This window comes from Curtobacterium aurantiacum (assembly GCF_018598555.1).
Taxonomy (GTDB): domain Bacteria; phylum Actinomycetota; class Actinomycetes; order Actinomycetales; family Microbacteriaceae; genus Curtobacterium; species Curtobacterium aurantiacum.
Genome location: NZ_JAHEWN010000013.1, coordinates 24,460 through 45,276 on the forward strand (window position 1 = coordinate 24,460; position 20,817 = coordinate 45,276).

General features: G+C 64.5%; 15 protein-coding genes and 1 pseudogene. 3 read left to right on the plus strand and 13 right to left on the minus strand.

The features are described from left to right. Window positions 1-92 precede the first annotated feature (92 nt). Entirely contained in the window at window positions 93-2,234 is a 2,142-nt protein-coding gene (locus KK087_RS12270) for an AAA family ATPase (RefSeq protein WP_284732978.1), read from the plus strand. A 46-nt stretch (window positions 2,235-2,280) separates the two neighbouring features. Next, window positions 2,281-3,423 carry an McrC family protein gene (locus KK087_RS12275; RefSeq protein WP_214565631.1) on the plus strand — a complete coding sequence of 381 codons (1,143 nt, stop codon included), beginning with the start codon at window positions 2,281-2,283 and terminating at the stop codon, window positions 3,421-3,423. A gap of 21 nt (window positions 3,424-3,444) precedes the next feature. Here the strand turns inward: KK087_RS12275 and KK087_RS12280 are convergent, their stop codons facing one another. From KK087_RS12280 to KK087_RS12340, 13 genes and pseudogenes are all read right to left on the minus strand, one after another. Then, a complete protein-coding gene (locus tag KK087_RS12280; protein WP_214565633.1) occupies window positions 3,445-8,235 on the minus strand; it encodes a DEAD/DEAH box helicase in 4,791 nt (1,596 codons plus the stop codon). Between the two features lie 301 nt (window positions 8,236-8,536). Then, window positions 8,537-11,584: a DEAD/DEAH box helicase gene (locus KK087_RS12285; protein ID WP_214565635.1), complete on the minus strand. Its 3,048-nt coding sequence runs from the start codon at window positions 11,582-11,584 to the stop codon at window positions 8,537-8,539. 94 nt (window positions 11,585-11,678) lie between these two features. Continuing rightward, window positions 11,679-12,473, minus strand: a complete 795-nt coding sequence (locus KK087_RS12290; RefSeq protein ID WP_214550803.1) for a hypothetical protein — start codon at window positions 12,471-12,473, stop codon at window positions 11,679-11,681. 536 nt (window positions 12,474-13,009) lie between these two features. Further along, window positions 13,010-13,996 (minus strand): PTS transporter subunit EIIC, encoded by a 987-nt coding sequence (locus KK087_RS12295; RefSeq protein ID WP_367575437.1) that lies wholly within the window; start codon window positions 13,994-13,996, stop codon window positions 13,010-13,012. 424 nt (window positions 13,997-14,420) lie between these two features. Continuing rightward, a pseudogene (locus KK087_RS18030) lies at window positions 14,421-14,531 on the minus strand (PTS sugar transporter subunit IIB); the annotation flags it as partial. 45 nt (window positions 14,532-14,576) lie between these two features. After that, window positions 14,577-15,014 (minus strand): N-acetylmuramic acid 6-phosphate etherase, encoded by a 438-nt coding sequence (locus KK087_RS12305; protein ID WP_307860061.1) that lies wholly within the window; start codon window positions 15,012-15,014, stop codon window positions 14,577-14,579. A 469-nt stretch (window positions 15,015-15,483) separates the two neighbouring features. Continuing rightward, window positions 15,484-16,596: a TerB family tellurite resistance protein gene (locus KK087_RS12310; protein ID WP_214565639.1), complete on the minus strand. Its 1,113-nt coding sequence runs from the start codon at window positions 16,594-16,596 to the stop codon at window positions 15,484-15,486. Between the two features lie 84 nt (window positions 16,597-16,680). After that, entirely contained in the window at window positions 16,681-17,169 is a 489-nt protein-coding gene (vsr, locus tag KK087_RS12315) for a DNA mismatch endonuclease Vsr (RefSeq protein WP_307860056.1), read from the minus strand. Window positions 17,170-17,403: 234 nt separating this feature from the next. Then, window positions 17,404-18,006, minus strand: coding sequence for a hypothetical protein (locus KK087_RS12320; protein ID WP_214565641.1), 603 nt, complete (start codon window positions 18,004-18,006; stop codon window positions 17,404-17,406). Further along, complete coding sequence (locus tag KK087_RS12325) at window positions 18,003-18,605, minus strand: hypothetical protein (RefSeq protein WP_214565643.1); 603 nt, start codon at window positions 18,603-18,605, stop codon at window positions 18,003-18,005. Before KK087_RS12325 ends, KK087_RS12320 begins: the two co-directional genes overlap by 4 nt. Window positions 18,606-18,708: 103 nt before the next feature. Further along, on the minus strand, window positions 18,709-19,188 hold the full coding sequence (locus KK087_RS12330) for a DUF4395 domain-containing protein (RefSeq protein ID WP_214565645.1): 480 nt from the start codon (window positions 19,186-19,188) through the stop codon (window positions 18,709-18,711). Next, window positions 19,185-19,664 (minus strand): TlpA family protein disulfide reductase, encoded by a 480-nt coding sequence (locus KK087_RS12335; RefSeq protein WP_307860057.1) that lies wholly within the window; start codon window positions 19,662-19,664, stop codon window positions 19,185-19,187. The genes KK087_RS12330 and KK087_RS12335 overlap by 4 nt, the downstream gene beginning before the upstream one ends. Before the next feature lie 91 nt (window positions 19,665-19,755). After that, window positions 19,756-20,508 carry a hypothetical protein gene (locus KK087_RS12340; RefSeq protein ID WP_214565647.1) on the minus strand — a complete coding sequence of 251 codons (753 nt, stop codon included), beginning with the start codon at window positions 20,506-20,508 and terminating at the stop codon, window positions 19,756-19,758. A 91-nt stretch (window positions 20,509-20,599) separates the two neighbouring features. Here KK087_RS12340 and KK087_RS17675 point away from each other — a divergent pair, with 91 nt between their 5' ends. Then, complete coding sequence (locus KK087_RS17675) at window positions 20,600-20,815, plus strand: DUF1653 domain-containing protein (RefSeq protein ID WP_307860058.1); 216 nt, start codon at window positions 20,600-20,602, stop codon at window positions 20,813-20,815. Window positions 20,816-20,817: the final 2 nt, after the last annotated feature.

A 20,817-nucleotide genomic window follows, 5' to 3' on the forward strand; every position in this document is an offset into this window, starting at 1 on the left:
GCTGATCATAAGGGGTGACGAATGCTCTCGAAACGCCGTCGTGTCGAGTGCGACCGGCACAATGGCTTGCGAGCGGCACCGCAGCCGTGACGATGAGGGGAACAGCAGTGTCTCGAGCAGAGAACCGACTCCGGCGACTTCAGGAAGCACTCCGCTACCTCGACAGCATCGGTGGAGAAGCCCGACGCATGGACGTGTGGAACAACGTTCTCGAGCGCGTGCCCCTCGAGGGCGACGAGCTCGCGCCGGACTCACAAGGCAAGCCGGTCGGTGACTCCGACTTCTTCTGGGGTTCGTCGACCATGGTCAACGCGGGCTTCATGGAGAAGCCGAGGCGCGGCGAGTGGCGTGTGACTGACGTCGGGCGTGAGTTCAGCGCAGATGCCGTCGCCGTTGAGGACTTCGGGACGGCACTGAACGCGCGCCAGCGAGAGTTCGACCGGCGGCGCAAGGCGGACCTCCAGCTCCGACTCGCCACGGAGATCGTCCCGCCTGACTGGCGAGCCGAGACGATCCGCTCGACCAGCGCGATCTTCGTCGACCGAGGCCTCCGCCAGCTCGATTCGGTCTTCGCTCCGGGACGTGGTGTCTGGCGCAACGAGGTCGTCGCAGAACTCCGCGAGCGCTTCATCGGACGACCCGAGGTCAACGGCGACGTCTTCCTCGAGAAGCTCGCGACCCAGTTCGACGGTGCCAGCGACGACGCCAAGCTGCTCATGGCCGAACTCCTGTGCTGGCAGGTCCTGCCACTCGAGCAACCGGGGGAGCGGAAGAAGCGGGAGCGCGTGACGTTCCTCCTCGACCGGATGGAGCACCCCGTCACCATCCCGGCCGAGATCGACGAGGCATTCCGCTCGTGGTCCTTCAATCCCGGGCAGGGCATTTCCGGGCACATGTTCGCAGCGACGTCCATCCTCATCGAGTGCGTCGACGCGTGGCTCCGGCTCGGTGAGGAAGAGCGTGACCACGCGCTCGACGACCCCACGGCGTGGAGGGATGTCGTCTCGGCGCTGCCAGGAACACCCCTGCCCATCCAGCGCAATGAGCTGCTCCTGCTCGTGCACCCCGGGTTCTTCGGGGAGGTCGTCTCCAGTGACGACCGCGAGGCGATCCGCAGCGCATTCGCCGGCGAGGTCGAGGGACAGATGGAGGATGACCCGGACGAGGCTTTCCAGCAGATCACGATCGCGCTCCAACAGAAGGCGAAGGGGCCGGCGCTGTTCTACAAGGAACCGCTGGCGCCGCGATGGCGGCACAAGATCTCGACGCCGCCGAAGCCGGTGCCTTTCACGGCCCCGGGTCCCGGTCCCGTCATCCCCGACCCGAAGCTCAATGTCCGCGTGCCGTTCACCCGCGTGGACGATGAGCTCGCGGCCGAGCTTCACATGCCCGAACCTTGGCTGCAGGACACCCTCAACCTCATCGAGAGCCGCAAGCAGGTCATCCTCTACGGCCCTCCGGGCACCGGCAAGACGTTTCTCGCCCAGGCCCTGTCAAAGCACGTGACGGACGGCACCGACGGCGACACCACCATCGTGCAGTTCCACCCGACGTACTCGTACGAGGACTTCTTCGAGGGCTTCCGCCCCGTCGCCAACGACGACAGCGGCAACCTCGCCTTCACGCTCCGGAAGGGTCCGCTCCGGCGGCTCGCCGACGCGGCTGCGGCCAACCCTGAGGCGAACTACTTCCTGGTCATCGACGAGATCAATCGCGGCAACATCGCGAAGGTCTTCGGCGAGCTGTACTTCCTGCTCGAGTACCGGGACAGCGACATCTCCCTGCTCTACAGCGACGAGCCGTTCACCCTGCCGAGCAACATCTTCGTCATCGGCACGATGAACACCGCCGATCGCTCGATCGCGATGCTGGACGCCGCGATGCGGCGCCGATTCGCGTTCATCGAACTGCACCCGGAACGCGCCCCCGTGCAGAACGTGTTGATGCGTTGGGTGGCGACCAAGGGCCTCCAGGACGATCGCGCCGACCTGCTGACGCGACTCAACGCGCAGATCCAGGACCACGATGCGAAGGTCGGGCCGTCTTTCCTGATGCGCGATCTCGCCGGGACCGGTCTGCAGGACGTGTGGCGGTACGAGATCCTGCCGCTCCTAGCGGAGCACCACTACGGCGAAGGCGTCGACCTGGAGGCGCGGTACGGCCTGGCAACGCTGCGTCGCCAGGCGACGCGCGACGCTGCGGACGGGGCCGAAGGTGCTTCCGTCGACGATTGAGCTGCGGGAAGCAGACCAGCCGGTGGTGCATCGGCTGCCGCGCGCGGTGGCGGTCGGTCTTGCGTCAGCGAACATCGCGACGGTCGCGCCGACGCTCGGCGCTGACGAGTACCGCGTGAGCGGTGTCCGGAAGGTCGGCGTCGTGCGGATCGCCGGGCACACGGTGTGGCTGAAGCCGAAGACCCCGGTGCGGCGGCTGTTCGCGATGCTCGCGTACGCCCGTGCCGGGAGTGCGATCTGGACGGAGGACGACTTCGGGTTCGAGGAGGACGATGACCTCGTGCCGGCGTTGGCGCACGCGTTCGTGCGGCAGGCTTCGCGGGCGTTGGCCGGAGGACCGCTCCGCGGGTACGTCACGCGCGAGGATGCGCTGCCGCTTGTGCGTGGCCGGTGGCGGATCGGGGACCAGCTGACGCGGCGGGGCGGGCAGCCGCTGCCGGTCGAGGTGTCGTTCGATGACTACGTGGACGACATCGCGGAGAACCAGGTGCTGCTGACCGCAGCGACGCGGTTGCTGCGCCTGCCGGGTGTGCCGGCCGATGTGCTCGGGCCGTTGCGGCGGATCGTGCGAGTGCTCGACGGAGTGTCGGTGATCCCCGTTGGGGCGCCGGTGCCCGAGGCCCGACAGGATCGACGGAACGCGCGGTACCCATCGGCGTTGGCTCTGGCGTCCCTCGTGTTGTCAGGGTCGTCGGTCGAGCAGCGCGCCGGGGCTGTCGTCGCGTCGGGGTTCCTGGTCGACATGTGGTCGGTGTTCGAAGACTTCGTGTCGGCTGCACTACGAGAGGCGTTCAGGCCGTACGGGGGAGTGCTGGCGTCGCAGTACCAGTCGACACTCGACGTCGAGGGCACGGTGAAGATCGCGCCGGACCTCGTGTGGCTCGTCGACGGAGAGGTACGGGCGTGCATCGATGTGAAGTACAAGGTGGAGAAGCACGGGCAGTACCCGAACGCTGATCTGTACCAGATGGCGGCGTACTGCCGGCGGTTCGGATTGAGGGAGGGGTGGCTCGTGTACGCCGGAATCGGCGGCGCACACTCCTCAGTGAAGTTGACAAACGGTCCGACAGTCACGCGAAGTCCGATCGATCTCAATCGGATCGGAGTTGCGTCTCGACCCGAGTTCTCCCAACTGAGCGCTCGCGTTGCGGGCGAGCTGCTAAGTGAGGAATCCCGGCCGAAGTCGTGAGCGCGTCGGCCAGGATTCGCTTCACTGGGTAGTCGGTCCGCTGCTGTACTCCAGTGTGGGAAGGGTCCGGATAATGCCAACCGTTTCCACGCTGACCGTAACGATGCGTTGGATCAGCTCGACGATGTATGCCGAGTTGCCATGCTCAGCTCCCCAGTCGTTGGGATCGTTGACGATGCCGGACGCTTTGTCGGTCTTGACCTGGTATCGCTCGAGGATCCAGTCAAGGGCCGATCGGGAGCCGAGCCTGTATTCGTGCGCTTCCGCCGGGATGTCGGTGATAGTTAGGCCCGGCGCGACGGTGATCTGCGTCCGGTCGAGGTTGCCCGGTTTGCCGCCATACTTCATCTTCGTCACCCTGAGGTCAGCAGGGAGCGGGCCACTGAACGTTAGCGGATACAGCGGCGCGGCTTCGTACCCAATGTGCAGCTCGGACAGCGCCCGTCCGGCGTCTGCGAACGAGCGGAAGTCTGCGGGATTGGTGAGCTCCGGGATGCGGGGCAGCATCTTTTTCAGGTCCGCGTCAAACTCGCGCCGGTAGTCCTCGGAGTGCAGCAGTCCGTAGACGGCGAAGAATACGTCGTCGGCCGTCACCTTCGCGCCGTACAGCTTCCGATACCGGGCGAGCGCCGTGTCGGTGATATTGTCACGGCGCTGTGGTCCGTCGAACATCGAGAACGCTCCGTCCGGTTGCTCGACGTCGTACACGTATCGCGGGAAGAACTGACCAGTGTCCAAAGCGTGAAGGTCAGGTAGGACGTCCGTTGCAAGCACTGCGAAGGACGGGAAGTGCGTTGACGGTGAAGTCAAGTAGAAGCCGTGGTTCTGTTCATCTGGCGGGAAGAATCTCGGCTGTTGGCTCCGTTCGTGGTTCATCACGGGGGCGAAGTACACGCGCTGCTTGTTGAACGGCCGGTACAGGCCGACGGTTATCGCTTCGCCGGAGTAGGCGAGCCGTTGATTCTTCTTCAAGGCGTTGCGGAGGCTGCGCGACCAGCTGATGCGTTCCGGGTCGGTGTCGATGAAGTCCTCGACAGGCCGCGGGCTGCCGGCTGCTGCCCAGCGGTCGAGTTCGGCGTTGTACGCGTCGATCATGCGGGTGGCGTTGCTGCGAAGCGCCGGCTCGGACGAGTTGTAGACCCAGACATCACGGCCAGTTTCGAGACCACGTGAGAACGCTCGGAAGATTGACGACTCGGGCGCCTTGCGGTCTCCGATAGCAGTGAAGGTGTCGAATGCTTCGTTACGTTGATTGATCCAGTCGCCGTGCTCGTTCGGAGTGATCTGCTGCCAAGGCACGCCGTCGGCGTCTCGGTACTGCTCGAGGAGGCCGAGCTTGTCGTCTCGGGTGAGGTAGTCGCCGATGTCGCGGTAGTGGATCGTGCCAGAAGCTGGGCGGTCCGGGTTCTTCACCAGCAGCGAGATAGCGACGGAGGCCCGGCTACCTGAGCCGAACATCTTCCCGCCCTCACGCCGGGATTCCTCACCGGCGGTGCGTTGGTTGCCGCGGAGGTTGAGGATGTAGAGCTCGGTGAACTCGTCTTGGAGGGCGAGGCGAAGGCCGGCGGCGGTGTTGCCGTTGAGGAACCCGCCGTTGGTGACGTAGGCGACGATGCCGTGGTCCTTGATCCGGTCGGACGCCCAACGGATGGCGCGGATGTAGGAGTCGTAGAGGCTGTTCTTGTTCTGCCCGCTCGATCGTGCCGCGTAAGTGTCGGCGATGCGCTTGTCGAGGTACGGGTACTTGAGGTTCTGGTTGTTTTCGTTGGCAGAGTCTTGCCCGGATGAGTAGGGCGGGTTGCCGACGATGACACGGATGTCGAGGGCGTTCTGCTGCTTAACGCGTTCGTTGTTGTCGCCGAACACGCCCTGGTCGTCGTAGGTGTCGTCGTCCTCGGCAGTCTGGAACGTGTCGGTGAGGACCACGCCGGGGAACGGCACGTACTCACCGCCCTGGAGGCCGGTGTAGGTGGCTTCAATGTTCACCGCGGCGACGTAGTAAGCCAGCAGCACGATCTCGTTCGCGTGCAGCTCGTGACGGTACTTGTGTGCCAAGTCGGCCGGGGTGATGAGACCGGATTGCAGAAGTCGGACGATGAATGTGCCGGTCCCGGTGAACGGGTCGAGAACATGGACGCCGTGGTCCGTGAGCCCGGCGCCGAAGTGGTCACGGGAGAGCCGATCTGCGCTTCGGAGGATGAAGTCGACGATCTCGTTGGGGGTGTACACGATGCCGAGCCGTTCGGAGGTGCCTCTGAAGGCGCCGGTGAAGAACTTTTCGTACAGCCGCTTGATGATGGTCTGCCGGCCGGCCGCGTCGGTGATCCCGGCGACGGTGCGTTGCACGCCGGCGTAGAACCCGGCGAGCTCGCTGGTTTCGGTGGTGAGGTTCTGCTCTTCCAGGGCGTCGACCATGCGTTGCATGACCTGAGAGACCGGGTTGTGGTCGCTGAATGCATGGCCGGCGAAGAGGGCGTCGAAGACGGGTTGTGTGATGAGGTGCTGGGAGAGCATCTCGATTGCCTGCGGTTCGGTGACTCCGGGGTTGAGATTGTCCTGCAGGCCCTTCACGAAACGGGTGAACTCGGTGCGGAGCTCGGCGTTCGAGCCGCCCACGAGGCCCGTGATGCGGGCGATCTGTCGGGCGGCGATCTCTGCAACGTCCTGAGCCCAGTTCTCCCAGTAGTCGCGTTCGCCGACCTTGTCGACGATGCGCGCATAGATGGCGCTCTGCCAATCTGTACCGAGCACGCTCATGTCGAGCGGGACTTGCGACGTTTCGAGGGTCGTGGAGTCGGGAGCGGGTTCGGGCAGGTCGGCGTCGGAGAAGTTGGTCGCGATGACCGGGCCGGTGTCAGTGCGACCGTTGAGGTCGATCTGCTCGATTTTCGCTTCGAACCGCTCGTCATGAGCTCGCAGCGCGCGCAGAACGTCCCAGACGACCCTGAACTTAGTGTTGTCGTTCAGGGCCTGCTCGGGCGACTGCCCCGCGGGCACTGCGATGGGCAGGACGATGTACCCGTAGTCCTTTCCCGGGGCCTTCCGCATGACACGACCGACCGACTGCACGACGTCGACCTGGCTGTCTCGGGAGTTGAGAAAGATGACGGCGTCAAGTGCAGGCACGTCGACGCCCTCGGAAAGGCAGCGCGCGTTGGTGAGGATCCGGCAGACGTTCTGATCGCTCGTGTCCGCCTTCAACCAGTCGAGGTGCTCGTTGCGCTCAAGGATGTTCATCGCGCCGTCGACATGTCGAGCCTCGAGACGGTAGGTCTGGGCGTCGCCGTCGTCCGAGAGATCGATCCGGCGCCCGGCGATGCTGTCGGGCCGGACTCCATCGACTCCGTCGTAGCCGTCAAGGAAGCCTCGCACGGTCTTCGAGTCTTTGATTGAACGAGAGAACGCGACAGCTCGACGCAAAGGTTGATGCGCATTCGGCGTCGTGGTGTCGATGCCGTGCACGCCGCGCTTGGCGAGCCCATTGTAGATGCCGACGATCCGAGCAGCGTCGGGGATGTTCAGCTCGCCGTCGGCCGCGAAGGTCTCCTGGAACGCACTGCCGATCGAGTCCTCGTCGATGGTGAGAACGAGCACCCGGTAATCGGAGAGAAGGTCGCGCTCCACTGCTTCACCGAACCCCAGGCGGTGGAAGAGGGGCCCGAACACGCTCTCGTTGTCCATCGAGTAGATGACGGCCGCGTTCTCGTCGGCCTGGTTCTTCGCGGATTCAGCGTAGATCTTCGGCGTCGCAGTCATGTAGACGCGGGCAGCGGTCTTGATTACATCATCCGAGTGCACGCGCAGAAAGGCCGATTCGTCTGCGCCCTGACGAGAGAAACCAGCGGTGCGGTGCGCTTCATCGCAGATCACGAGGTCGAAGTCCGCCAGCCCTTCAGCCTGCGCCTTGGCGACGACATCGATCGACTGATACGTCGAGAAGAAGACGGTCAAGCCGTCGGGCTCATCAGCCTTAGCAACTTCCTTGAGGAGCTGTTGCGTGTTGGTGGTGGCTGGGTAGGCGAGATCGGCGACCGTGAAGTCTTCGCTGACTCGTCCGACCTTGCTGTCCGAGCACACGGCGAAAGCGCGGAGCGGCATGGCTCGCTCCTGTGACCACTCTCGGAGTGTCTGGGACAACAACGCGATCGAGGGGACCAGGAAGAGTACCTTTCCCCCGCGGCCGGCAACAGCTTCCGCGATACGAAGGCTGGTGAACGTCTTGCCCGTGCCGCAGGCCATGATCAGCTTGCCGCGGTCGGTGCTGTCCAGGCCAGCCTGCACCGCGTTCAGCGCTTCTACCTGGTGCGGGCGCAGCGACTTCTGAACGGGGGCAGCAAGCGAGTCGGGGTGGTCGAAGGAGTAGTCTGACCAATCGATCCCACTGTGTTCGAACTCCTCGATCGGGATCTGCGCGGTCGGCAACTGCTGATCGACGAGGGCCTCGAGCGCGTTCTTCCCGAGTGGAGCGGTGGCGACGATCAAACGCGATGAGAAGGCTGCCTTCCCCGATGCCGTGAAGAACGAGTCGAGGTCACTCTTCTGGACGGTGTTCTCCGGGTCGTGGAACTTGCACTGGATCGCGCACAGCCCGCCACCATGGCGCTCCCGTGCAACGAGATCGATGCCGGTGTCGGTCTTCCCGTTCCGGTCAGGCCAGTCTTGCCAGAGCCATACCTCGTCGAAGCGCGCCGTCCACTTCGGGTCGGTGGTGAGGTAAGCACGAGTCAACCGCTCGAAGAGTCGGCCCTTGGAGCGCTTGTCAGGAGCCATGGTCGCGTATACGTCGAGCAGGTCGTGGATGGACATCGCCATGATGCAGTTCCCCTTGAGATACAGCCGGCGCACGCCGGTTGAAGCGAGATCCAGACTAGCTGGAGCGGCGGCCCGCCTTGCCCAGCGGCTCGCTTAGCGGCAAGTTTCCTTGGCCAACGGTGTTTTGTCGGAGGTGCAAGCTGAGGTGGAGGTGGATGTTGAAGGTTGCACACGATGCTCGGCGCTGCGCGCAAGCTGGAACGCTCGACGACTAGGGGCGCGCTTTTGGATCAGCGTGCAGGACGGGTGTGAAGAGATTTGCAGGCTGTATGCAATCGACGCGAACCCCGAACGCTGCGACTTAGAGGCCCTGTCGAGGCGCACCATAATTCCTAACAGTTCGTCGGTTAGAGCGGGGATCTGCTTCCAAGATGGCAACCTTCTCGGCGCTTTCCACACCAAGTTCTACGCACCTACCGATACTGCGTAGTGGGTGACCTTCAGGAAGTGGTTCTGTATTCGAGAGCAGCGCCCTCTGCTCCGCAATCAAGCCTGGTAGAGAGAACAGGTACGCCAAGTCAGGAACGACCCGGAGGACGAACTTCCTGGCAAACGTTAGTTTCTCATCCTTCTCGCTAGCTAGGCCGCGGGAGATACCTACGCGTTGAATCTCCAGCAACGAGCTACCGTGAAGCCAACGCGGTAGAAGCTCGCGAAGGTGATGGACGAGTGTACTACCTGATGTAGACCAGGCATCCAGATCTTCGGCCGTGCCTGCGAGTGCAGATCTACTTCCGTCGCGGAGAACCGACTCAGCCAGACTTGGACGATTGTTCAACAGATCGAGAACCCACGCCGACCAGGAGTCGATTGTGCCGGTTTCCGCTAGAGGGAAGTCCAATAATTCCGCGATAAATTGAATATCAGCCAGTGGTAGGCCTGAGACGAGTGAACATTGGCGAATCCAAATCTCAGCATCTTGACCGTCCACTACCGCGGATAACTGCGCAACTTTCCGGTCAATCCACCGAGCCATGTCTGTCCCGCGTGAAGTATGCGCTAGGAAGCTGCTCCGAATGAGTTCAGGACCAATAGTTGCATCGGAAACGCTGTCGAGACGACGGGCGAGGTAATCGACCAGTGGTGGTCGATCGTCGTCATCCAAGCCGCCCAGCAGAGGAAGAAGGGGGTCCTCAAAGGCTAGGCATTGGTCGCTCTTAGAGAACGTTTCTTGCAAGGGTGCCCACGCCGAACCAATATTCGTGCCGCCACCATACTCGACGATGGCTCCGGGGATAACAAGCACAAGCGCGTTCGAACGAGAGCCGGCGCGACCCGCCCGTCCTGCTGCGTTCAGTAGCTCGTGGGCTTCGACGCGACCGCGAGTATTGGTCGCCGGGTCGAACCGTCGATCGCTCGCCACGATGACAAACTCGCTAGGAAAGTTCATTCCCTGCGCCACAGTAGATGTCGCCACCATAACGGGAATGCCATCGGCACGCTGATATAGCCGCTCGTGGAGCCGACGCTCGTCGGGCAACAGGAGGCCGTGATGCGGGATAGCATCGCCTATCACATCAGTGCCATTGATATCGAGATAAAGCGCCGATTCAGATCCGAGCGCGTCGATGATACGGCTTGTCAGGTCCCGTTCCACAGGGGCCAAGGGAGTGCGACGAGTCGATCCGTTCGAAACGGTACGGGCAATCGACGCTGTCCAAAGCGGCTGGTGAGTGAACACAAGCGTTTTCATGTCGGATTTGGCCGCCGCTCGAGCAATATGGGCAGCTACGTTATTACTATTCGGTGTCAACCACCATGTGCCGTCCGTGTTCCTTTTTCCTCCGGTTTCGAGCGGGACCGGCTCTTCAAGTAGACGGACGAGGCGATAGTCGTCGATGCTATTCGATTCCCACGTCGACCAGAGACTGAAGAAGCCGTACGGCACAGCCGTCATCGTTGCGCGTATGGCCGACGGGGCACCTTGGTTCGACGAGGACTTAAACGCCGCATCCAGCTGCTGTCTCAGTTCGCGCACGCGCTGTGCGTCATAGACGAGCGCACCACGAGCCTGCCGAGTCGGTTTCCATGGGCTATTTAGGGCGATCGCTGGTCTGCTGGTGATTGTCTCCAGCCAGTTTGTAAGTTCATCTGCGTTAGCGATCATTGCCGAAACGAGCAATAGGTCGGCTGTTGGGAACCGAGCTGCAAGCGTCAGGAAACATAAGGTCGCGTCAATTGAGCGTCGCGAAGGCTCTCCGCCCGCGAAATGCATCAAATGTGCCTCGTCAAACATGACGAGTCCAACGTCGCCGAATCTTTCATGGTCGATGCCGAGTGTTGCCAAACAGCTCTCCGGCGTCATGACGTAGATCTGCGTGCCATCCCCGTCGATTCCAGTAACGTCTTCGTCGGGGTCGTGTTGCGCGATCACTGTCGCAGAGGGTGCTACCTGCCGGAAAGAACGTGCAAGCTGGTCGACGAGTGAAAGAGTCGGAGCTAGGCAGATCACGTTCCTGCCTCGCAGGACCGTGGCGATGATCTTCAGCTCAGAGAGTGTCGACTTGCCCGCGCCAGTCGGGAAGGCCAGTACGGCGGACATGCCTTGGTCGAGCAAGCCCCTTTGTAGAGCATCCCGATGATTGCGCCACAGCACCGGACGCCGCCTGCTAATGCGCATACGATGTTGCGACCATTTATACGAGTCGACCCCAGGCGGTGCTTCGATGGCGGAGGTAGCGGATCGAAGAAGGATGGGTTCCGTCAGTTCCAAGAGTCTCGCGAGGTGCCACGGGCCATTGATTCGGTTTGTGACCACATGGCGGTTGTCGTCGAAGCCGAAGGTGATAGCGGACTCCATGCTCGCCGCGATGATTGCGAATGCTTCGGTCTCCTGTTCTGGCTTTGACCCGTCATCGAGACGCGCTATTAGTTGCAACAGTCTGCGTTCGCATTTCCAGTAACCGATGGGCGCGATCAGACTCGACGGTTCTTCGTCCGTTTTCAATGTAATAGTGGCACGAGCCTTACCCAGATGTACCTCGCCTCTGCCTAAGAGGCGCACAAGTTCTACTAAGGTCGCGTTGGGATCATCGGCCTCCACAATGATGGAGGCCGCCGCCTCGGACGCATCGGCGGCGGCATCGGCAATGAGAAAGAGCAAGGTTGACGCGATAGCAGCTGAGATTGATTCCGTGCTAAGCGAAGTAGAACGTACATCGCTGCTCGGGGAAGCTTCAGCGATGGCGCGATATGCGCTGGCGGCGACGTATGACGCCGATTGTTGGATCTCGAAATCGTCAACTGCTAGAGCAATCGCCTCGTTGGAAGCACCGATTGAGCGAAGATCATCAAGAAGTTGGGTCTGTGTAGTCATCTCCTCGCCCAGTAGCGACTTGGACACCGTCACTTGGACGTACGCCTCAGTGATTTGCGCCGCGAGCCTCTCACGGTCTATCCCAGCTAGCCGGGGGGCCGCGGCAATTAGCGCGGAAGTGACTGAATCAAACAAGACTCGCCTCCAGTAGCGCGATGGCCCGGTCGCACAGGGAATCCATCCAGCTTCGAAGATCTTCGACCTCTAGCACGTTGCCCTGTCGACGCAAGCGGTCCCCAGACACCGAGGACTCAAAACCGTCGAACAGTCCGTTGAACCCTGCCGACTGGACATGGTAGCTCCCGGCCGTCAATGAGGCTCGATACGCCAAGCCGTCTGGCGTCCGCATTATGCGATCCACGATCTCGATGATCTCATCCGTGGACCACCGACCTCGCAGGAGTGCGCCGATCTCGGTCGCGATCGCGGGATGACGATGGCCAGCCTCAATGTCTTCGAATTCGGGCCACACTTTTTCTCTCACTGTGTCCCTCGGTGAATCGGTTGCCTTGTCCTCGAATACGACGGCGCGTTTCACGCGGCCGGTAATTGGATCAAGCTCCAATTGAAAGCCATCAAAACCTTTCGACGCTTGATCCATCTGCGGCGCACGAGTCAGCGCTGGAGACTCCTCAATCGCGACAATCCACGAAATGAATTGGAATACCCAACCGTCGCGGTGCCAAGGATCTTTTCCTGCTGGGACTGTTAGAGACTTGATGGCCGCATCGACGGCGTACGAAGCTGAGATTGGGTGCCACGGGGCCGCGGTGCGCAGGATGGCCTCGACGTGCGCGCACTGTCCCAGTGCCAGGTCCGCGATGGCGCGGGAGAGCCCTTCGAGATCTTGGGGTTCCCAGATTCGCCCACAGAACAGGGCATGCTCGGGTTGAAGCTCGCTGAGGTTGAAGAGTCTGCCCACTCGCTCATACTGGACGACCGTTGCGTACGGTGTCGGTAGTACTTGCGCGCGTCGTGCAATCCTTGCCGCTGGTAGACGAAGCTCGGATCCCTCGAAGTCTTGGCGGTGGCTCAGGTGAGGGTCCAGCTTGGCCGACGACTTACCGAGACGGCCCGCTTAGGTGACGCCGAGTTAGTCAGGTCGTTGCCTCGGGTCGGGGCACGTGCCAGCGCCGTCTTGTCGGGTGTCGAGGTGTCCGGCTCAGATCGATGAAGACGGCGATCCTTGCTTGCGGGCACCCGACTTCGATCCGCGCGTGGCACTTGCGGCTAACCTGACGGTCGACAAAGAAGGCGCCGACCTTCATGCAGCTCTCGACGCAACGCCAGCTCGGGTGCCGTCTCCCGCCGAGTAGAGCGAGCCGTGTGCCGTTTGCCGAGCTTGTTCCGGTTGTCATAGCGTCGGCCCGATCCTTGCCCAAAGGTCCTCGCTGCGAGAACGTGGGAAGTCATTTGTTGACTGTCGGAGGTTGAACGGAACGGTGAGCGAACGAAGGATCAACGACGGGCGTTCGATGTAGCTCCGACGGGTGCGACCCGCCCATCGATAGGTGCATCGGGGTCTACCGGATCACCGGTCGAGGTGTCCGACTGCGCCTCGAGGTCAGCCCGCACTGAGTCCGACACCCCCAACAACAACGTCGCCACGAACCCCACGACATACGCCACCACGAGCCCCGACCCGTACCCGAGCAGCGCCCACCCGTACCCGGACGAACCGTTCAGCAGCGGGATGAGCGACAGGTCCGAGGCGCCGATGGCGATCGCCCCGACGGAGTGCCCGAGCTGGTCGAACAACCCGACGACACCGCCACCGAACGCTCCACCGATGCACGCGGTGATGAACGGCCGGCCGAGGGGGAGCGTCACGCCGTAGATCAGGGGCTCCCCGACGCCGAGGAACCCAGCCGGCAGGGCACCACGGATGGTCCGCACCAGCGAAGCGTTCGATCGGAACCGAACCCACAGCGCGATGCACGCACCGATCTGCCCGGCACCGCCCATCGCCAGCACGGGCAGCAGCACGGTCCACCCGGTCTGGTCGATCAGGGTGGTGTGGATCGGGATGAGTCCCTGGTGCATGCCGGTCATGACGAGTGGCAGGAACAGGCCTCCGAGCACGAAGCCGGCGAAGGCACCACCGTTCGCGAGCAGCCAGGTCGCAGCGGTCCCGATCGCGACGGAGACGACGCCCGCGACGGACATGAGCACGCCGAGGGTGATCGAGCCGGCGACGAGGACGGTCACGGTCGGCACGACGATGAGCGCGATGACGTCCGGCGTGACCCGGCGCATGAAGCGCTCGACGTAGGCGGGAGGATGCCGCCGGCAAGCGCGCCGAGCACACCGCCCTGCCCGGGAGCCAGGGTCTCGCCGAACACCGTGACGTTCGCGACACCGGCCGCGACGATGATGCCGCCGACCGCACCACCGAGGGCGGGCGTGCCGCTGGACCCCATCGCGACACGGTTCTCGTCGGCACAGCCATCCCGACGAACACGGCGAGCAGCGACAGGAAGCCGGACGAGAGCACGCCGAGGAACGGAGTCAGCGCAGGCACCCACCCCAGGTTCGTCAGGATGCCGTTGATCCCGGCGATCAGCCCGCAGGCGATCAGTGCGGGGATGAGCGGGATGAAGATCGCGGAGATCTTCCGGATCGCGCGCATGGTGCGGCCGTCGGAACGAGCCCGCGCCGACGCCTTGATCTCGGTTCCGCGAGCCGCGAGTTCTTCAGGTGAGGACCCACCAACCGCAGCCGGCGGGGCGGCCGTGCGCAGGGCCTCCAGGCCGTCGGCCACGCGGTCGACGAGACCCGGGCCGAGCACGATCTGCAGGTTCGAGCCGGCCGCGATGGCGGCCATGACGCCGTCGGTGGCCTTCAGGTCGTCGAGCGTGACGGAGGAGTCGGACACGACCTCGACCCGCAGGCGGGTCATGCAGTTCTCGACGTCGGCGATGTTCGCGGAACCGCCGACGGCGTCGAGGATCTGCTGGGCGAGTTGCTGGGCATCGGGCATTGCTGTGCTCCTCGGGGGACAGGAGACGGAAAAGGGGAACGAGCTCTACAGCACGGCGCGCAACGAGCCAGCAGCAGTATCGAGGCGAGAACGCACGTCGGCAGGCGAGGCGCCGGTCAGGATCACGGCGATGGCGGTCTTCACCTCGCCGCCCGAGGCGTCGAGCGCCGCCCGGACCTCGGCGGGGCGAGCGCCGGTGACGTCCTGCACGAGCGAGAACGCCCGGGCGACGAGCTGCGCGTTCGTCGCCCGCACGTCGACCATGCGGTTGCCGTACGTCTTGTGGCTGCGCACCATCGCGAGCGTGGTGAGCATGTTCAGGACGAGCTTCTGCGCGGTGCCCGCCTTCAGGCGGGTCGAGCCGGCGATGAACTCGGGGCCGACGACGGCGTCGATGGCGATGTCGGCCTCCCGCCCCGCGGCCGAGTCGGGGTTGCACGCGACGGAGACCGAGAGGGCGGAGCGGCGCCAGGCCTCGAGGATGGCCGCGGTGACGTAGGGCGTCTAGCCGGACGCGCTGATCCCGACGACTGCGTAGTCGCCGTCAGCCCGAGTGTGCCGAGGTCGCGGACGGCGACCGCTTCGTTGTCCCCTGCGCCCTCGACCGCGGTGGTCAGGGCGGGGTCGCCGCCGATCAGCGGGCTACCCCTAGGGGCCCTTGCTTGCGAGCCATGACATGTGCGGGTCACGTTTGGCCTCAACCAGCCTAATCATCCGGATCAGGACTGACGATGCGATCAACCCGGCGAGAACGCTTGCCGGGCGCCTAGGGGCCCTCTAATTCCATCCAAAGATGCGTGCTCGACGACGAGCCTGGGACTTTCCTGCCCGCTGTTCTAGCGGCGATCAGCGGGAAGAACGAGCAGTAGCGGCTTTGACCCGTCGGTCAGCGTGTGATCACGGGATGGCCTCGCCGAGGAACCCACCGCGGTCGCTCCACTCCGATACTTCCCTACGCCAGTCGGTCCCCGTGGCGGTCGCGAAGCTCTTTGAGAACCGCTGTCTCGAGCTTGTGCACCGAACCATCGACTTCAGCGGTCATCACCGCCACATCGAGGAGATCCGCGAGATCACCGGCCTCCTCGTCTAGGCGTCGCCAGACGTCCTCGACATCCAGGTCGATCACGTTGGCGAACTGGTCATCGTTCAGATCGTGTTGGTCGTGCAACTGCTCGACTAGCTTCCGCATGAGGAGGGCTTCGTCGTCAGTGATCTTTCCGTCCGCGAGCACCATCATCCAGGCGACCCACAACATCGAGCGGGGGTGATCCGCCTTGGACACCGCGTTGGTCGCAGCTTCGTCGACGCGGGCATCGTTCCGGAAGACGGCCCGAGCGTGTTTGCCAGCGATGATCGTCGAGTAGTAGTTGAGCGCCACTGACACAGGAACGCCGACGATCGGAATTCCGATCTTGATGACGTTTCGTTGCAGCAGGAACTTCCCGACGACAGGCAAACCTCGCGCCGTCGTGAGCACAGCTCTCGAGTAGAACTTCTTGACGAACGGGCGGACAAGTGCGGGGACCACCTTGGTGACGCCCTCGCTGACCGCCTGAGCGCCGCGGATCGTGAAGGCGACCCGGATCAGCTTCCACAGGTCATCCGGGTCGTCAACATTGATCGGGACGCGGTAGAGGACCGCGATGTCGTAGGCAAGGTGCAACTGCAGCCGTGCGATGTAGGCCACGTCGACGAGCAACGTGACGCCGGCTGCCGGCAAAGTCAGCGGTGAGGCGCCGCCCAACGTGCCGAGCGTGGCGACCACCGCAGCCGTGTAGGCGCCAGCCGAGAGACCACCTTCGATCGCGGCGTAGCGAGCGGCCATCTTGATCCGCTGATCGACGATGGCGTCCGCTGGGACGCCTTTGTACCGCTCCTGGAAGTACGCCGCGTCGACTTTCTGCGTGTAGGCGGCCAGGGCGTTGCTCAGGAGCTTCGAGAACCAGTTCCCCGATTTGATGTCGTCTCCGGTGAGGCTCTTCACGAAGTCCTTGAGCTCTTCGCGCTCGTTCTCGACCTCGGCGCGCTCGTCTTCGGTGGCGTCGGTCTGGGCGGACTTCATCATCGCGGTCTCCTGTTGAGGAATGGGGCTGAGGTGATACCCCAGCCTGGCAATACTGACGCATGCTCGTCCTCCTTGTGTGACGGATCAGCGTGTCGACTCGGCTCCGTGCTCAGGATCCGTGGGCTGCTTCGCTCCGTCTGGTCGCACTGCTCGAACGATTGCGTCCCACCGGTCGAGTTCGTCTTCGACCACCGTGGCTGACGTCACCTCGTCGTCGTGCTCCCAGAACCGCAAGACACGCCAGCCCTCCGAGACGAGGATCGCCTGGTTCCGAGCATCGCGCTGCCGATTCGCCAGGAGCTTCCGGCGCCACAGCTCGGCATTCGCCTTCGGGAGATGGGCATGCTCCTCGCAGTAGTGCCAGAAGCACCCATCGACGAACACTGCGACCATGGCACGAGGGAACACAAGATCAGGGCGCACACGGCTGCGACCACTCACCTGTCGATCCACGAAGAAGCGGCGCCCACGACGATGGAGTTCCCTGCGTACAGCAAGCTCGGGTGTAGTGTCCCGGCGGCCGAAACGCGCCATGTGCCGTCGGCGTGCGTCATCCGCTTCCCATCGCTCCACGGCGAAGATCCTCGTTCAAGGCGGAGCAACCCGTGGACAAGATCGTCGAACGGTGGACTACGTCTCCGAAGGGGCGACTGTGGAGGAGCGCTCACGCCCAGGAACGACGCCTGTCCGACACGCCGTGCGCAGTACGCCGTATAGCTTCTCCACGTCGGCGCACTGCAGCTCTGACCCGCAGAACGACGACATCACCATGTGCCTCGAGGCCGACGCATCCTGGAGAGAGGTGACTTACGCCGTGCGGGTGTCAGCGGCAGCTGCTGCTTGCACGTACCTGCCGGCGTTGCGGGACTGGCGGAGGAGGAGCGGTGTAAAGACGACGGCTGCGACGAGGAGAGCACTGCAGAAGATTCGACTGAATACGGCAGAGAAGGGGTCGTCCTCGACGAGGTTCGGGAGCTGTGGCCCGGCGATGCCGAGGTAGAGCAGCAAGAACTGGCCGAGCGCGATCGGTTGGTAGACGGCGCGGAGGCGTGCGAGGTCGAACGCCCGCCGTGCGAGGTCGGAATCGACTGGCTCGATCGGGGTTTGCTTCGCTATCGCCTGCGAGAGCGTCTTCCGGCCGGAGCGCGACAGACCTGCGAGGGGCGCCTGCATCTGCGGAGAGAGGCGAAGGCTGGTGGCGAGCAACGAGAATGCTCCGGACAGTCCGCCGACAGCCGCGGTGCACCCGACGATCAAGAGCGGCCAGCCCCGTCCTGGGCTCACGCGCTCGAGCAGAACCCCGATGATCGCGCCGGCCACGGCTCCGGCCAGGATGATCCAAGCCGTCCGGCGCCAAGCTCGGCGGGCGATCACCTCCGGCGTCGAGGGCATCTCCGTCACGGCGGTCATGCGACAGGTACCGGAGTAGCGGTGCGGCGTTCGTTCTCGGCTGTGGCGGCTTCCGCGTAGCGCCGAGCTCGGCGGCCTCGGACGACCAGCAACGGCACGAGGAACGCCGTCTCGATGACGAAGAGCGCCAGGAAGACCCGGCTGAAGGTCACACCACCGTCGTCGGTGACGGCTCGAGCGAACTGGGGAGTGGCAACCGCCGCGACCAGCATCACACCGTGCCCAAGCATGATCCCGTTGAACATGGCGGTACCGCGGGCGAGGGTGAGCGCGCGGTGTTGCAGTTCCGGGTCCTCGTTCTCATCGAGCGGGACGCCCGAGCGGATGGCCTTGCTGATGATCTTGCGACGATCCCGCGCCAGCCCCTCGACAGCCTCGGTCATCGTCGCGGACGCGCGCACACTGGCGGGGAGCAACGAGAGCATCCCGGCGATGCCGCCCAGCACCATGACGCACGTGAAGATCGCGAGGGTGACGGTCCAACCGTCCTCGCCCCGTGACGTGGCCCAGCCGGAAACCGCCCCGGCGATGGCGGCGATCAGCACGACCAGGGCAGTACGACGCCATGCACGCCGGATGATTCGTTCGTCTTCCCCCACCCGCTCACCCTACGGTGCGGGGCTCACCCGTGTTCCGGAGCCGAGCACCTGTCGGGCGCTGGCGGTGCGGCGGAGGTGGGACGGGCCTCCAGGCCGGACGCCGTCAGGCGACGCCGCGTCGCGGACGGAAGACGCCCGCGCGGACCAGCCACACGTAGAGCAGGCAGCCGATGCAGACGTCGAAGACGGCGTTGAGGAACGCGGCCACCAGGGCGACCGCGGCACCGATCGGGGCGGCGTACGGCACGCCGAGCAGCGCGAGGAGCAGAGCGGCCGCGGTCACGAACAGGCCGACCTGCTGGGCGAAGGTCGGGGGTTCCGGAGCCTCGAGTTCGGCGGGTGGGGCCAGGCGTGGGCGGACGACCCGTCGGAAGAGTGCGCCGTAGGGGTGGCGGCGGATGCCGGCGATGCCTCCGACGGCGAACAGTACGACGATGACCGCGAGCAGCACGATGCCGGCGATCCACGTCTCGGGGATCAGCGTGAGGACGATCGTCGCGGCGAGGAGCACCGCCGTGATGGCGGCGCCGAAGCGTGGGGAGCGCGGGTCGATGCCGCGGTCGCTGTCGTTCGTGGTGGTCATCGGGACTCCTGGGGGCTGGTGGTGCCTGAAGTGCCTGTGCTGCCTGTGGTCAAGACGGCGTCGAGGGCTGCGGTGAGCTCGGGTGGGCGGGGCGGTCCTCCGAAGCGGGTGCGAACCGTGCGGTCGGCGTCGAGGAGCAGGACCGTCGGGGTCTGCATGACGTCGAAGCGGCTCGCGAGTTCGGGGCGCTCCGCGAGGTCGATTTCGATGCGTCGGACGCCCTCGTGTTGACCGGCGACGGCGTCGAGCTGGCGCCGGGTGGCCGGGCAACGAGCACACGTCGGCGTCGAGAACTGGACGAACGTGGCGGTGGTGCCGTAGTCGGTGTCGAGCGCGAGGCCGTCTGCGTCCTGGCTCATCGAGGCGGCGGTGCCCGCCGATCGGGCTCGACCGGTCCGGTGGCGGAGCAGGAGACCGAGGACCGTCGCGAGCGCGAGGACCCCCACGAGCACGGCCACTGCGGTTCCGACGGTCACACGGCTACGGTACGCCCAGCCGACGAACTGCTGTCGAACGTGACCGGACGTGACGCCGAGGTGTGCGCGTCGCGCCGGGCTTGGCGGGTGCTCAGTCCTCGGGAAGCGTGCGGACCCACTGCTCGAACGCGGCGGCGTCGTCGTCGCTGAAGACGGCGGAAGGTCGCGACTCGTCCTTCGCCGAGTGCAGGAACAGCGCGCCGTCGGCCGTCCCCGGCGTCGCGTCGTCGAGGATGGACGACTTCGCCGCGACGCCCTTCCTGGTGAGGAAGGTCAGCTGTTCGCCGTTCGTCGATTCTGCGATCGCCGCTTCACCGTCGAAGAACGAGGCGAGCTCCGTCACCAGGAACGCGGTGGCTCCGTCCTGCGTGGTGAGCGCGACGGCCGGCTTCGTCCGACTCTTGCGGAAGGGGTGCTCGACGGCCGTGGCCGTGACTCCCGAGCCGGTCCAGGGTCGCACCTCGGTCAGGGGGAGCCTGGCGGCGACCCGCGCCGCGGGTCGTCTCGGCGGGAGGGCAGCCTGGAACAGCAACGTCCCGATCACGACCGCGAGGAACCAGGCGTACGGCGAGAACGTCTTCGTCGCGATGAGGACGAGGAAGCCACCGAGGAACCCCGCCGCAACCAGGTTCGGCCACCACCTCGACCCCTGACGCAGGCCGAGCGGCCACACCACGGCGCCGTACACGAGTCCGACGACCGTGGGGACCCAGAAGGCCGAGGGGTGGATGGCCCCGGCGTGGAAGTGCAGCCAGACGTCCACCACCGCCATGACGACCGCCATGACGACGAAGAAGACGCGCTGTCCGCGACGGTCCCGCTCGCGAGTGCTCAGTGTGGTCATGTGGTTCCCCCGTAGTGCGCGTTCCCCGTCCTGCTCAGTCAAGCAGGACGCGCGGTCATGGTCCCACCGCTCGGGCCGTACCCTCGGTCGCGTGACTGACGACGTGACCGCGGGCCGCTACCGACACTTCAAGGGCAACGACTACGAGGTGGTCCTGGTCGCCCGTGACGTCGAGACCGAGGAGCCGGTGGTCGTGTACCAGGCGCTGTACGGCGAACGCGGGCACTGGGTGCGCTCGCTCGCCGACTTCACCGCGCACGTCACGCGCGACGGGTACGACGGGCCGCGGTTCGTACCGATCCGGTGACC

Coding starts and splice junctions, on each gene's coding strand:
- KK087_RS12270 (WP_284732978.1), top strand. CDS start 93: ATGAGGGGAACAGCAGTGTCTCGAGCAGAGAACCGACTCCGGCGACTT.
- KK087_RS12280 (WP_214565633.1), bottom strand. CDS start 8,235: ATGGCGATGTCCATCCACGACCTGCTCGACGTATACGCGACCATGGCT.
- KK087_RS12310 (WP_214565639.1), bottom strand. CDS start 16,596: ATGATGAAGTCCGCCCAGACCGACGCCACCGAAGACGAGCGCGCCGAG.
- KK087_RS12320 (WP_214565641.1), bottom strand. CDS start 18,006: ATGACCGCCGTGACGGAGATGCCCTCGACGCCGGAGGTGATCGCCCGC.
- KK087_RS12330 (WP_214565645.1), bottom strand. CDS start 19,188: ATGACCACCACGAACGACAGCGACCGCGGCATCGACCCGCGCTCCCCA.
- KK087_RS12340 (WP_214565647.1), bottom strand. CDS start 20,508: ATGACCACACTGAGCACTCGCGAGCGGGACCGTCGCGGACAGCGCGTC.